The 12,807-nt window shown below is 64.4% G+C and carries 17 protein-coding genes; 6 read left to right on the forward strand and 11 right to left on the reverse strand.

Going from position 1 to position 12,807, the window contains the following annotated elements; translation table 11 throughout:
• Positions 1-19: 19 nt before the first annotated feature.
• Together AC1ROT_RS11530 and AC1ROT_RS11535 are read right to left on the reverse strand one after the other, a co-directional pair.
• Positions 20-1,081 carry an SDR family oxidoreductase gene (locus tag AC1ROT_RS11530; RefSeq protein WP_492999130.1) on the reverse strand — a complete coding sequence of 354 codons (1,062 nt, stop codon included), beginning with the start codon at positions 1,079-1,081 and terminating at the stop codon, positions 20-22.
• A gap of 90 nt (positions 1,082-1,171) precedes the next feature.
• A complete protein-coding gene (locus tag AC1ROT_RS11535; protein ID WP_492973638.1) occupies positions 1,172-1,483 on the reverse strand; it encodes a hypothetical protein in 312 nt (103 codons plus the stop codon).
• Between the two features lie 154 nt (positions 1,484-1,637).
• Between AC1ROT_RS11535 and AC1ROT_RS11540 the strand changes: the two genes are divergently transcribed.
• The 4 genes from AC1ROT_RS11540 (at position 1,638) to AC1ROT_RS11555 (ending at position 3,255) form a co-directional block, all read left to right on the forward strand.
• On the forward strand, positions 1,638-1,934 hold the full coding sequence (locus tag AC1ROT_RS11540; RefSeq protein WP_492973637.1) for a hypothetical protein: 297 nt from the start codon (positions 1,638-1,640) through the stop codon (positions 1,932-1,934).
• A gap of 127 nt (positions 1,935-2,061) precedes the next feature.
• On the forward strand, positions 2,062-2,409 hold the full coding sequence (locus tag AC1ROT_RS11545) for a hypothetical protein (protein WP_492973636.1): 348 nt from the start codon (positions 2,062-2,064) through the stop codon (positions 2,407-2,409).
• A 12-nt stretch (positions 2,410-2,421) separates the two neighbouring features.
• Complete coding sequence (locus AC1ROT_RS11550; protein WP_492999132.1) at positions 2,422-3,033, forward strand: hypothetical protein; 612 nt, start codon at positions 2,422-2,424, stop codon at positions 3,031-3,033.
• Between the two features lie 69 nt (positions 3,034-3,102).
• Entirely contained in the window at positions 3,103-3,255 is a 153-nt protein-coding gene (locus tag AC1ROT_RS11555; RefSeq protein WP_492973634.1) for a hypothetical protein, read from the forward strand.
• Here the strand turns inward: AC1ROT_RS11555 and AC1ROT_RS11560 are convergent.
• The gene (locus AC1ROT_RS11560; protein ID WP_492999134.1) at positions 3,252-4,133 is read right to left on the reverse strand and encodes an EamA family transporter; all 882 of its coding nucleotides are present in this window, start codon (positions 4,131-4,133) and stop codon (positions 3,252-3,254) included. The two genes, AC1ROT_RS11555 and AC1ROT_RS11560, sit on opposite strands and share 4 nt — an antisense overlap.
• A 211-nt stretch (positions 4,134-4,344) precedes the next feature.
• Between AC1ROT_RS11560 and AC1ROT_RS11565 the strand changes: the two genes are divergently transcribed.
• Positions 4,345-5,508 carry an aminotransferase class V-fold PLP-dependent enzyme gene (locus AC1ROT_RS11565; RefSeq protein ID WP_492999135.1) on the forward strand — a complete coding sequence of 388 codons (1,164 nt, stop codon included), beginning with the start codon at positions 4,345-4,347 and terminating at the stop codon, positions 5,506-5,508.
• 107 nt (positions 5,509-5,615) lie between these two features.
• On the opposite strand, the gene AC1ROT_RS11570 is transcribed toward AC1ROT_RS11565, so the two are convergent.
• From AC1ROT_RS11570 to fabA, 8 genes are all read right to left on the reverse strand, one after another.
• The gene (locus AC1ROT_RS11570; RefSeq protein WP_492973631.1) at positions 5,616-6,515 is read right to left on the reverse strand and encodes an MBL fold metallo-hydrolase; all 900 of its coding nucleotides are present in this window, start codon (positions 6,513-6,515) and stop codon (positions 5,616-5,618) included.
• 236 nt (positions 6,516-6,751) lie between these two features.
• Positions 6,752-7,384, reverse strand: a complete 633-nt coding sequence (locus AC1ROT_RS11575; RefSeq protein WP_492999137.1) for a glutathione S-transferase family protein — start codon at positions 7,382-7,384, stop codon at positions 6,752-6,754.
• 31 nt (positions 7,385-7,415) lie between these two features.
• On the reverse strand, positions 7,416-7,943 hold the full coding sequence (locus tag AC1ROT_RS11580) for a PAS domain-containing protein (RefSeq protein WP_492999139.1): 528 nt from the start codon (positions 7,941-7,943) through the stop codon (positions 7,416-7,418).
• A gap of 40 nt (positions 7,944-7,983) precedes the next feature.
• On the reverse strand, positions 7,984-8,556 hold the full coding sequence (locus tag AC1ROT_RS11585) for a PAS domain-containing protein (RefSeq protein ID WP_492973628.1): 573 nt from the start codon (positions 8,554-8,556) through the stop codon (positions 7,984-7,986).
• Positions 8,557-8,627: 71 nt separating this feature from the next.
• Positions 8,628-9,152 carry a PAS domain-containing protein gene (locus AC1ROT_RS11590; RefSeq protein WP_492999141.1) on the reverse strand — a complete coding sequence of 175 codons (525 nt, stop codon included), beginning with the start codon at positions 9,150-9,152 and terminating at the stop codon, positions 8,628-8,630.
• Between the two features lie 80 nt (positions 9,153-9,232).
• Positions 9,233-10,054 (reverse strand): enoyl-ACP reductase FabI, encoded by an 822-nt coding sequence (locus AC1ROT_RS11595; protein ID WP_492999143.1) that lies wholly within the window; start codon positions 10,052-10,054, stop codon positions 9,233-9,235.
• Between the two features lie 39 nt (positions 10,055-10,093).
• Positions 10,094-11,329 (reverse strand): beta-ketoacyl-ACP synthase I, encoded by a 1,236-nt coding sequence (fabB, locus tag AC1ROT_RS11600; protein WP_492973625.1) that lies wholly within the window; start codon positions 11,327-11,329, stop codon positions 10,094-10,096.
• Positions 11,330-11,440: 111 nt separating this feature from the next.
• A complete protein-coding gene (gene fabA, locus AC1ROT_RS11605; protein WP_492973624.1) occupies positions 11,441-11,965 on the reverse strand; it encodes a bifunctional 3-hydroxydecanoyl-ACP dehydratase/trans-2-decenoyl-ACP isomerase in 525 nt (174 codons plus the stop codon).
• Positions 11,966-12,282: 317 nt separating this feature from the next.
• Here fabA and irrA point away from each other — a divergent pair, with 317 nt between their 5' ends.
• Complete coding sequence (gene irrA / locus AC1ROT_RS11610; protein ID WP_492973623.1) at positions 12,283-12,702, forward strand: iron response transcriptional regulator IrrA; 420 nt, start codon at positions 12,283-12,285, stop codon at positions 12,700-12,702.
• The last annotated feature ends 105 nt before the right edge of the window (positions 12,703-12,807 follow it).

The following is a 12,807-nucleotide window of genomic DNA, read 5'->3' on the forward strand; positions in this document are numbered from 1 at the left end:
GAGGGCTGATTTTTTTGTTTTACGGAATGATATTGCGGCGGCGCAGATCGTCGAACAGGGTGATGACCATCTGCCGGGTCTCGACATGCTCGTGGAAGCCGAAGCGCCGCGCCTTGCTGCCATCGGCGAACATGTCGTAATCCCAGGAGAAGACGAAATCGGCAAAGCCCCAGGCCGAGACATCGGCATAGGGATGCGGCGCCAGACCATGCTTTGCCTGCATGTTCTGCCACAGGGCTGCCTTGTCGGCCATCACGGTGCCGAGCTGCATGGGCAGCGGCGGTGCGACTTCGAGGTCGAAATAGTCGGCGATAAGCGGCCACATCTCGCGCCAGCGGAACAGGTCGCCGTTATTGATGTTGAAGGCCTGGTTGGCAGCTTTCGGCTCGGTCGCGGCCCAGACGGTGGCGTGCGCCAGCAGGCCGGCATCGGTCATTTCCAGCAGCGCATCGTAGGCGCCGGGCTTGCCCGGAAAGCGCAACGGAATGCCCAGCTCCTTCGACATCGCCGCATAGATGGCAATGGCGACAACAAGATTCATCGGATTGCCGAGCGCGAAGCCGCCGACCACCGAAGGGCGAATGGCCGACCAGCTCCAGGTCTTGCCCTGCTGGTGCTGCGTCAGGAAGACCTGCTGGTCGACATTGAATTCCGGCGGCATGTGACGGCCGGCCTCGTCCTCGCGCGCCGGTGTCTTGAAGGGTCCGAGATGCGCGCCATAGACCTTGTAGCCCTGCATCAGGCTGATGTGCTGCAGGCCGCGCGCCACCGGTTCGATGGCCTCCACCGTATTCACCAACATGGCCAGATTCGGCGGCACCAGTTCGGCCCAGGTCGGGCGATCCTGATAGGCCGCGTAGAAGACATGCGTCACGTCGCCAAGACCGGCGAGCTTCAGTTTTGTATCGGCGGCGTCCAGCAGGTCGAGGGCGATATGACGCAGCGCTGCGGTCGACTCACCGCCCCGGCGCGACAGGCCGATGACGCGCCAGTCGTCCAGCGTCGCAAGATGGTCGATGAGGTTGCGGCCGATCACGCCCTGGGCGCCGACTACCAGAGCGGTTCTGGTTTTCTGAGTCATGCCGGCAAGGTAGGCGCCGGGGCTGCCAGAACTAGCAGTCGGTGCGGAGAAGCAGTTTTTCCAAAATGGAAAGAATAGCCGCCGGCTGCCTCAGTGGCTCTTGCGGCGGCGCTCCTCGATCTTCTCTTTCAGCTTGGCGGCGAAATCGCCGCCATCCTGCTTCTGGGCCAGGAACAGCTCGATGGCCATGGTGGCGCGTTCCTGGTCGGTCACTGGCGGTCCCTTGCGGGCGATCTTTTCGCCCAGCTTGAGAAGCTGGGGGCTCAGTTTGGCGCGCAGGCTGCGGATCTGCTCGGCCAGTTGTGCGCGCAGCCGACGGCCTTCGGCCGCGTCCTTGGCCGGGCCGTTGAACTGCTGTTTGGGCTTGGGCGCCGGCGCGGCGGTGCCGAACAGCCGGCTCAAAAGCCCCGGTTTTGCCGGGGGTTTACTCGCCTTGGGCTTGGACAGGGCAGGCTCCTTTCCCCGTTGTAGTTATTAATAATTGTGGGCCCCAGTTGCCCTAAAACTTTAAGTTCTTGTCAACCACGTTTTGTCATCATACATCTGGACCATGACGATGATCATCCCTCCGGTGTCATCCCTGCCGCAAGCCCAGCCGTCCACCCCGGCGCAAGGCTTGAACCAGTCGCAGGCTCCGAACGCGGCCCTGGCCGCCGCGGCGGTCACGGCTTTGCCGGTCGGCAACCAGACCCGGCAGGCGGCCATCGCCACCGGCAATACCGGCGGATCGGCCCAGTCCAAGGGCGAAAAAGGCAAAAAGACCGATACCGGCGCCAATGCCACCGAAGCCAAGACCGATACCACCGGCGCCCGTCCGCGCGGCATGGGCCGTCGGGCCGATCTGAGCGTCTGACCACCCTCCCGCTTTTCCCCCGGCCTCTCTTCCGGTCATAAAAAGGTTCCAGCCCGCCGGGGAAACCCGGCGCGCCACATGACGTTTGGCTTCCGATGATCCCCTTCCGGGCAGCAGGAGCCGCGCCATGAACCCGATGCAGTATCCCCGTTTCGCCCGCCCGGCCGGTTTCGGCACCGGCATTGGCGGCCATACCGGCCTGAACACCATCGAGCGCGGGGCCAAGCTCTATTTCGCCGAGGATGTGCAGCCGCTGGTGCTGCAGGCCTGCCGCGCCCATGGCATCGGCTTCGATCTCTTCGCCACCCGATTTTCCATGCCGCGCGGCGCCTTGGTGCTGATGCTGAAAGGCCATGATCCGGTGCCGCGTCCGGTGCAGCGCGCCATCGAGGCCTTCGTGCTCAAGGGCCTGAGCCTCACCGCCGGCATGACCGCCTGGCAGTCGGCGGCCGCCACCGCCCAGGACCGCCTGTAAGCGGCGCCCGCGATGACCCTGCACAGCCCGATCACCGAGGACGACGATTTCCTGTTCGAGGACGGCCTGCCCTGCCTGCGCAAGGAGGGCAAGCTCTACTATCTCGGCGACGTGCAGCCGCGCGTGCTGGAAGCCTGCCGTCAGTACGGTATCAGCTTCGAGCAGCTCGCCGACAAGCTCGGCATGATGCGGCCGGCGCTGGTGCTGATCCTGAAAGGCTACGACCCGGTGCCGCTGCCGCTGAAAAGCATGCTCGACCGCCTGGTCACCCAGGCCGAGACGATGCCGGCCGGTGCGGAGACTTCGGCAACCGAATCGGCAGCCGCTCCGCCCGATTCGCCGGCGAAACCGTCGGTCACCATCCTCTCCGTGCCGGTGCCTGGTGCGCCCGCAGATGCAGATGCGGCGGCCGAAGCACAGGACAGAATAATGGAGGCGCCGCCGATCACCGTACCGGTGGAAGAGGTGATGATACCCGATGTAGTGGCGCTTGATCGTCCTGCGGCACCGCATGTCGTGGTGCCGACGATTCCGGATTTTGAATCCGGTCGCCCGGCTTTCACGCCGGGCCTGCGTCGCATCGCCCGTCGCGGCAGCCGCAAACAGCAGGTCAGTTTTTATTAACCTAAACTGCCCACTCTCCGTCGCGTGAAACATGATTCAACACGCGATTCGCCTGAGGGGGATAAAGACATGCCGGCCCGTATTCGGCACCTGCGCACAATTCTCGCTTCGATCAATGAACAGCTGCAGCAGGATGGTCTGCGTCCCGACGCCCGCGCCTATCTGGAGCGGACCGCCGATGCCTGTCGCACGGCGATCCGCGATCTCGCGATAAAGCTCTAGGCGGTTTTCGCTGCCGGCAGCAGCCGCTTCAGCAGGCCGGCATTCACCATCAGACCGAACAGGATCAGCGCTGCGCCGCCGAGCTTGACGGCGGATGGCGTCTCGTCCAGCACGAGGCCTGCGCTGATCAGGCCGAAGACCGGCACCAGCAGGGTGAACGGCGCCACGATGCTGGCCTTGTACTGCCGCAGCAGGAAGCTCCAGGCGGCGAAACAGGCGGTGGTCGACAGCAGCCCGATATAGAGCACGGCCATGATGCCGCGCGCATCGAGCGAGGCGATGGCCGTCGTGATAGCGGCCTCGCCCTCGAAGACCCATGACAGGCCGAGCATCGGCAGCGGCGGCACGGCGCTGACCCAGACCATGAAAGCCAGCGGCTGTGGTGCCGCGGCCCGGCGCGTAAGGATATTGGCCAGGCCCCAGCAGGCGGCGGCGGCGATAATCATGCCGAAGGCGATCAGCGACGCCCCCACGCCCATATCAAGACCGATCACGGCAAGACCTGCCGCGGCAATCATCATGCCGCTCCATTGCATGATGCCAGGCCGTTCCTGCAGAAGCAGCGCGGCAAACACCACGCTGAACAGCGCCTGCGCCTGCATCACCACCGAAGCGAGGCCGGCCGGCATGCCATGGGCCATGGCGACGAACAGCAGGCTGAATTTCATGACGCCCAGCACCAGGCCGGTGCCCAGCACCCAGCGCCACGGCACGCCGGGGCTGCGGAACAGCAGCAGGAAGGGCAGGCTGGCGACGGCGAAGCGCAGGCCGTTGAACAGCAGTGGCGGGAAGGCGTCGAGGCCGAGCCGGATGACGACGAAGTTGAAGCCCCAGATCGCGGCGATCAGGACGGCGAGGGCAATATGCGGAACGGACATGGTTATGCCACCGGGGGAAGCGGACCTTGTTTTGCCGGCACTCTGCCGCCGGCGTTACAGCCGCGCCAGCGGAATATTGTCGGGGTGCATTCGCGGCCGCGAGAATTGTCAGCGACTTAGGCCAGGGGTGTATTGTCGGGCGGCAATTTGTCGCTCGACAGGCAAGCCCCGGGCTGGCTAGTCAGGCTTACGACTTCAACGGATGGATGCCATGACCGACCAGTCTCTGACCCAGGCCCTGCTGCCGAGCCAGCGCGCGCTGTTCGATATTCCCGCCGATGTCGCCTATCTCAACAGTGCCTATATGGGCCCGCTGCCGAAAAGCGTGGCGGCGGCCGGTGAGGCCGGCATGCGTGCCAAGCTGAATCCCTGGACCATCAGCCCGGTGGATTTCTTCACCGAATCCGAAGCGGTGCGCGGCCTGTTCGCGCAGCTGGTCAACGCCAATGCCAGTGACATCGCGATCGTGCCGTCGGTGTCCTATGGCATGGCGGTGGCGGCCAATATTCTGCCGCTGAAAGCCGGGCAGACCATCGTGACGCTGGCCGAGCAGTTCCCCTCCAACATCTATCCCTGGATGGAACTGGCCAAGAAGACCGGCGCGCAGTTCGTCAATATCCCGCGTCCTTCGGATGACGACTGGACGGCGCTGGTGCTGGAGCAGATCGACAGTCGCACCGGCATCGTGGCCCTGCCGCATTGTCACTGGACTGATGGCGGCCTGCTCGATCTGGTTGCCATCGGCGCCGCCTGTCGCAAAGTGGGTGCCGCGCTGTGTATCGATGCCACACAGTCGATGGGGGTGATGCCTTTCGACGTGGCCACGATCCAGCCCGATATCCTGGTTGCCGGCGGCTATAAATGGATGCTGGGGCCGTATTCGTTCGGCTATCTCTATGTGGCACCGCGCTGGCAGTCGGGCCCACCGATCGAGCATAACTGGATCGCACGCAAGGATTCGGAAAACTTCGCCGGCCTGGTCGATTACAAGGCCGAGTTCCAGCCGGGTGCACGACGCTTCGATGTCGGCGAACGCAGCAACTTCGCCCTGACTCCGGCGGCGAAAGCCTCGCTCGAACTGCTGCTCGGCTGGGGCACGGCGCGCATCTACGCGACGCTGAAATCACGCAACGACAGGGTGGCCGAACGGGCGCGCGCCGAGCTGGGTCTCGACACCGTGCGCGCCGACCGCCGTGCCGGGCATTATCTCGGTCTGCGTTTCGGTGATGCCGTGCCGGCGGATCTGCCGGCGAAACTGGCGGCGGAAAAGGTGTTTGTCAGCGTGCGCGGCAAGGCCATGCGCATCACGCCCCATGTCTACAACACCGAAGACGATATCGAGCGTTTGTTCCGCGTGCTGAAGGCGGCGCTGTAGGTCCTCATCCCATCCGTTATGCCACGCTTGCGTGGCATCCACGATTTATCCTGTTGCCAAGTCGTGGATGCCACCGCTGCGCGTTGGCATGACAGTTGTCTGTAAGGCTACGTGCCGCGGCCCCAGAGGCCGCAATAGCGCCGTGCCACGAAGGGCAGGTTGTTGGCATAGCCCGGCCAGCTTTCGTATTTCGGCAGCTTGAATTCCTTCTCCGCCGTGTCCCAGCATTTGCCGTCCTGGGCGAGGATTTTCATTTCGGCCGAGGCATCCTGCAGGAACTGCAGCTGCGCGCGCACATCGTCCTTGGTGCCGAGGCGGTCATTGGGGCCGGGATGGCCGGGGATCATGCGATCCCAGTCCATCGCCAGCACTTTCTTCATGAAGCCTTCGGTTTCCAGCGGATAGAAATCGATGATGCCGCGTCCCGGGACCGAACCGACCGGAATGGTGTCGACGATGAAGATGATCTTTTCCTTCGGCAGGCGCATCACCAGAGACGAGTCGGAATGGTTGAGACCGTGATAGGTCAGCTCCAGCTTGGTGCCGCCCAGCGTGATGGTGCGGCCCTTGTTGCCCACCACTTCATCGGGGATCACGGTATGCGGGTCCTTCAGCGGCACCAGGCGTTCCTTGGCGCGCTTGTGGGCGATGAAGATGGCACCGGCATCCTTCAGGGCCTTGCCGCCGGCAATATGGTCGTAATGGTGATGGCTGTAGATCACGTATTTGATCGGCTTGTCGGTGACCTTGCGGATCTCGTCCACATAGGCCTGGCCGCCGGTGGGCTTGCCATAGGCGACCGGATCGGTGGCGATCACGCCATCCCGGGTGACGATGAACATGGCCTGATGGCCGCCATTGCGGAAGACATAGACATTATCGGTGCCCTCCACCTTGGTGGTGGCGATCGGCGGGCGCGCGGCCTGTTGGGCCGCAGCCGGCGCGACCGTGCAGACGGCGCCAGCCATTGCGGCCATGCCGATGGCGGCAGACAGAATCCGGTTCATGATTGTTTCCCCCATTTGAGATTCCCCGAGCAGACCCGTCAGGCCTGCCGTACCCCAGCATAGGCCAGAATGCCCGAGCCGGCCGGGCAACTTTCGGTGATCGGAAGGCCATGGGCTGTCCCGGCCACGATCTTTCCCCTCCACCGTCATGCCAACGCGCAGCGGTGGTATCCACGACTTGGCCCACGAAAGACGTGGATGCCACGCTTGCGTGGCATGACGATAAAAGATGCGGATCAGGCCGCCGCCGTTTCGGCCGCGATGGCACGCTGCACCGCCGGGCGCTGCAGCATGCGCTGGCGATGCGCGATGATCCGCGGCAGCTGCGCCACATCGACGCGATCGCCTTCCAGCCACTGGGCGAGCGTGAAGAGATAGGCATCGCAGATCGTATAGTCCACGCCCATAACCCAGGGGCCGGCCAGCATGCCGGTCTCGATCAGATGGAAGGCCTCGAACACGCTTTGCGGCACCTTGCGCTGCATCGCCGCGATCGACGCCGCGTCATCGGCCTCGACCCAGCGATAGCCGCGCATGCGATGGGCATGGGCCACATGCACGGTGGAGCACAGATAGCTGTTGAAGGCCTGCACCTGGCCGAAGGCGTAAGCGTCGTCGAGCGGCGCCAGCTTCGCGGCGGGATAAAGCTGCGCGATATAGGCCAGCATCGCCGGGGTTTCGGTCAGCACGCCACGCTCGGTCACCAGTGCCGGCACGCGGCCCTTCGGGTTGATCGCCAGGTATTCCGGCTTGCGCTGGTCGGCGCTGGCAAAGCTCATCCGCGTCGTCGTGTAGGCGGCGCCGGCGTCTTCCAGCGCGATATGCGAGGCAAGCGCGCAGGTGCTGGCGACATAATAGAGATTGAGCATGGGGTCGTCCTCGCAGTTCAGACCGGGTAGTTCAGACCGGGTACCAGCGTTCCACATCGATACTGGATGTCAGCGGGCCATCGCCATCGCCATCCCGGGTTTCGAGACTGGTGATGCCGAACAGGTGCCGCAGCCGGCCGGTATCGTCGGCCAGTGGCAGGCCGAGCCGCTCCATGGCAATCGGCAGACTCCAGTTCTTGGTCAGGCTGCTGCCCTTCTGGTAGCAGATGGCGGGTGCCGTGATGACCTGCTGCAGGGTGCGGTTGATCAGCGGCAGCACCGTATCGGGGTAAATGTCTTCCATGGACAGTCCCTTCGGGCTGCTGCCATACCACTCGACCAGGCTCTGGCCGGCCAGATGGAAGCGGAAGCGGCCATCGTCACCGGCATCGACGATCCAGATGTCGCGCAGGGCCGCGGGAAACCGGATCGGATCGAGGTCGCGCAGCAGCGGCACGCGGCTGCCGGCGGCGGCATAGAGATCAAGCCAGTGTGCGGCCACCAGCCGGTGGCTCGGCAACATGATGTCTTCGATGAGGGCGGTCAGCGGCCGATTCACGCCGACAGTATATCGGCGACGTCAAAAGCCTGTACAGCGCTCAGCCGGCCGAGCGCATCGTGTCGTCGGCCTGGCCGCTGCGGCCGTCCTGCGGGATGCGGTAGCGGTGCTGGAAATCGGCCGAGACCAGGGCATAGCTCTGGCTGCGGTCGTAGCGGAACACGGTGGCGCTGATGATATGGCGCAGTGCGCCGTCGCGGTCGGCCAGCGGCAGGCTGATGCGCTGCAGCGCCACCGAGTAGTTCCACTGCGGCAGCATGCTGCTCAGACCATGCAGCACGGCCGCCGGCATCTCCACGATGGCATGCGCCATGTCGAGCAGGCGCTCGCGCGTCGGCGATTCAAGCAGCTCCGTCATGTCGCGGCCTTTGACATCCAGGCCGTAGAATTCATTCACGTTGCCGCCCGCCAGCCGGTAGCGGAAGACGTCGCCGCCGTCATGGTCGAGGATGCAGATATCGGGCAGGTAGCGGCCCAGCCGCAGCGGGTCGATGGCCTGCACGGCGGGAATCCGGCCGCCGGCGGCGTCATAAAGCTCCAGCCAGTGCTGCACCAGGGCGCGGTGCATCGGCAGGGTCATGTCAGTCAGCAGCGTATTGAAGTCGTGCGACATGGGACGCCCCTCGGGGTGGCATCCATTCTGCGGCGCGGCGGGCAGGGCTGACAACCGCTAATCGCGGCTATTCACCGGCTCGTGTCGAGCGGATACCAGTAATCTGCTTCCGGCGGTAGCGGATCGTCGCGTTCGCGGTTGAAGATCGAGTTGCCCAGGATGTGCCGCATACGGCCGGTGGCGGTGTCGCGCAAGGGGAAGGTCAGGCGTTCGAACGAGCGCGGCAGATGCCGGTCCGGCGTCTGGGTATGCACGCGCTGGAAGCCGGCGCAGGGCCGTTGCAGCACCTGCTGCGACTGGGGGATCAGCACCGCCACGGTGGCGGCAGGGAACAGGTCCTCGTAATACAGGCCTTTCGGGCTGCGGCCATACCACTGCACCAGGGTCTCGCCCATCAGGCGGAAACAGAAGCGGCCGTCCTCGGTGGCATCGACGATCCAGGCATCGGCCAGCGCACGCGGGAAATGCAGCGGGTCGATTTCGGCCAGGGTGGGGATGTCGCCCTTGCTGCGGTAAAGCGCGAGCCAGTGCTCCGCCACGGCACGATGGCCGGGCAGTTCCAAGTCGGTCAGGAGACTGTCGAGCGGGCGATCCATAGGGACTGCAAATGCAACGGTCCGGACAGCATAGTCGCCCGGACCGGATGTGTAACGCAGTATGCGGCGGTAGCCGCGCTTCAGCTGTCCTGGCCGTTGCCGGCGAGGTCGGCGGGGTTGGGCATGCCGAGCACATGGAAGCCGCTGTCGACATGAACGATCTCGCCGCTGACGCCCGAGCCGAGATCGCTGAGCAGGAACAGCGCGGCGCCGCCCACTTCGTCCAGGCTGGCATTGCGGCGCAGCGGGCTGTGCTGCGCAGTGAACTTGAAGGTGGCGCGGGCCGAGCCGATGGCCGAGCCGGCGAGCGTGCGCATCGGCCCGGGCGACACGGCGTTGACGCGGATATTCTGCGGGCCAAGATCGACGGCGAGATAGCGCACGCTGGCTTCCAGCGCCGCCTTGGCGACGCCCATCACGTTGTAATTCGGCATCACGCGCGTGCTGCCTTCATAGGTGAGGGTGATCAGTGAACCGCCCTGGCTCATATAGGGCTGCGCTAGCCGCGCCACCTCGGTGAAGGAATAGCACGAGATCAGCAGCGAGCGGCTGAAGTTGCCGCGCGTGGTGTTGAGGTAGCGGCCCTTCAGCTCTTCCTTGTCGGAATAGGCGATGGCATGCACCACGAAATCGATCTGGTTGCCGAAGGCGGCGCCAACCTTCTCGAAGGCCTGGCGCATCGAGGTCTCGTCCTCGACATCGCAGGGCACGATGGCTTTGGCATTGACGCTCTGGGCCAGCGGGCGCACGCGGCGCTCGAAGGCTTCGCCCTGGTAGGTGAAGGCAAGCTCCGCGCCATGCTTGTGCAGCATGTCGGCGATACCCCAGGCGATGGAATGGTCGTTGGCGACCCCCATGATGAGGCCGCGTTTGCCGCTCATCAGTGCAGGCATGTCAGTCATGTTCGTTCCGGACTTTTTTGATTGGGGAAAGCTGGCAGGTCAGGCGGCGTAGCGCTGGAAGATCAGCGAGGCGTTGGTGCCGCCGAAGCCGAAGGAATTCGACATCACGCGGTTCAGCGTCACGTTGTCACGGCGCTCGCGCACGATGGGGAAGCCTTCGGCGCCAGGGTCGAGGTTTTCGATATTGGCCGAGGCGGCAATGAAGTTGTCGCGCATCATCAGGATCGAGTAGATCGACTCCTGCACGCCGGCGGCACCCAGCGAATGGCCGGTGAGCGACTTGGTCGAGCTGATCGGCGGCACCTTGTCGCCGAACACTTCGCGGATCGCGTTCAGCTCGGTGATGTCGCCGGCCGGTGTGGACGTGCCGTGGGTGTTGATGTAGTCGATCGGCGCGTTATGGCCATGGCCGCCGGCCTCGCTGAGCGCCTGCTGCATGCAGCGCACCGCGCCTTCGCCCGACGGCGCGACCATGTCGGCGCCATCCGAGGTGGCGCCATAGCCGACCAGTTCGGCATAGATCTTGGCGCCGCGCGCCTTGGCATGTTCCAGCTCCTCGACCACGAGGATGCCGCCGCCGCCGGCGATGACGAAGCCGTCGCGGTCCTTGTCATAGGCGCGCGAGGCCTTTTCCGGCGTGGCGTTGAAGGAGGACGACATGGCCGGCATGGCGTCGAACAGGCAGCTCAGGGTCCAGTCCAGTTCCTCGCCGCCGCCGGCAAAGACGATATCCTGCTTGCCGAGCTGAATCAGTTCAGCGGCATTGCCGATGCAATGGGCCGAGGTCGAGCAGGCCGAGCTGATCGAGTAGTTGACGCCCTTGATCTTGAAGGCGGTGGAGAGCACGGCCGAGCAGGTGCTCGACATCGCGCGCGGCACCATGAAGGGGCCGATCTTTTTCGGGCCGCCTTTTTCGCGGGTGATATCGGCCGAGGCCACTAGGTTCCTGGTCGAGGCGCCGCCAGAGCCGACGATCAGGCCGGTGCGCGGGTTGATGATGTCATTGGCTTCCAGCCCGCTGTCGGCGATCGCCTGCTCCATCGCCAGATAGGCATAGGCGGCGCCGTCGCCCATGAAGCGCTTCTGGCGGCGGTCGATGGCGGCCTCCAGATCGATCTTCACGGTGCCATGCACGCGGCTGCGGAAATTCAGGCGGTCATAGTCTTCGGCAAACACGATGCCGGAGCGGCCGGCCTTCAGGCTGTCTGCGACTTCCTCGACATTATTGCCGATGGAAGAGGTGATGCCGAGACCGGTAACGACGACGCGACGCATGGCGTAAGGCTCCTGTTATGCGGCCGGGTTAGCGAATGCTGGCCGCAACGACAATGCTTTCACAAATATAGGGCCGTCGTGTGACGGCGCAGCCGGGTCAGACAGCGCGCATCAGGCAGCAGCCGGCGCCATGCCATCCGGAAACACGCCAACGCGCATGTCCTTGCATTCATAGGCCGGCTTGCCGTCGATGAACATCGTGCCGTCGGCGATGGCGATGCCGAACTTGCGCATCAGCACCCGCTTGATATCGATCTTGAAGGTGATCTTCTGGGCCGCCGGCGTGACCATGTCGGAGAATTTCACTTCGCCGACGCTGAGCGCGCGGCCGCGGCCCGGCGCCTTCATCCAGCCGAGGAAAAAGCCGACCAGCTGCCACATGGCATCGAGGCCGAGGCAGCCCGGCATGATCGGATCATTCTCGAAATGACAGGGGAAGAACCAGAGGTTCGGCTTGATGTCCAGCTCGGCTTCGATCTCGCCCTTGCCGTATTTGCCGCCATCGCTGACGATCTTGACGATCCGGTCGAGCATCAGCATGGGCGGCAGCGGCAGGCGGGCATTGCCCTCGCCGAACAGCTTGCCATGCGCGCAAGCCAGCAGATCCTCGTAGCTGTAACTGTTCTTCCGTTCCACGTTCTTTAGTTCCACTGGCGCGAAATCCTCAACCCGTCTGCTGCCAGGATGGCGCAGTCCCTCTGTGGCAAATGACCCTTAAGTGTCGGGTCTGCCATCGCCTTCCGGGCACAATGTAGTGATCCCCCGGCCAGCCGCAACAGTTTCGTTGCAACTTGTTACAATGACGCGATCCGGTCGCATCGACGGCCCGGGCGAAGTGGTTAACGCCGGTCGCCGCCGGAACAGACCCTGCCCGATCAACAGCTTGCGAGGGGAATGCAACAATACCGACAAATCGGTGGCCTCAGGGCCACTCCTGTTATATATGCAGACTTATGACCAAGGTGATCGATCCCCGCTTCAAGGCGGCCGCGGCGCGGCTGCAGGGTGCCGGCCTGCGGACCACGCGGCAGCGCCTGGTGCTGGCCGAGATCCTGTTCGAGCGCGGCCATTGCCATGTCACCGCCGAAGGCCTGTTCACCGAGGCTGCCGAGCGTGGCGCCCGCCTGTCGCTGGCGACCGTCTACAACTGCCTGCACCAGTTCACCGCCGCCGGCCTGCTGCGCATGGTGACGGTGGATGCCGGCCGGGCCTATTTCGACACCAACCTGTCGCCGCACCATCACTTCTATTACGAGCGCTCGGGCGAGCTGCGCGACATCCCGGAAACCGAGATCGCCGTGGCCCGCTTGCCCGAGGCCCCCGAGGGCGCGAAAATCGCCCGCGTCGACGTGATCGTCCGCCTCGAAAGCTGAGGCCCGCGAAACGCTCCGTCTGCGAGCCATTCGCAACTTTTAGAATAATTCTAAAACGCCTTGACGGCCTGCGGTTGCGGTTCATAATCCGCTGATTCCGAATCT

It is taken from the genome of Ferrovibrio sp. GW821-FHT12E11, from assembly GCF_058806975.1.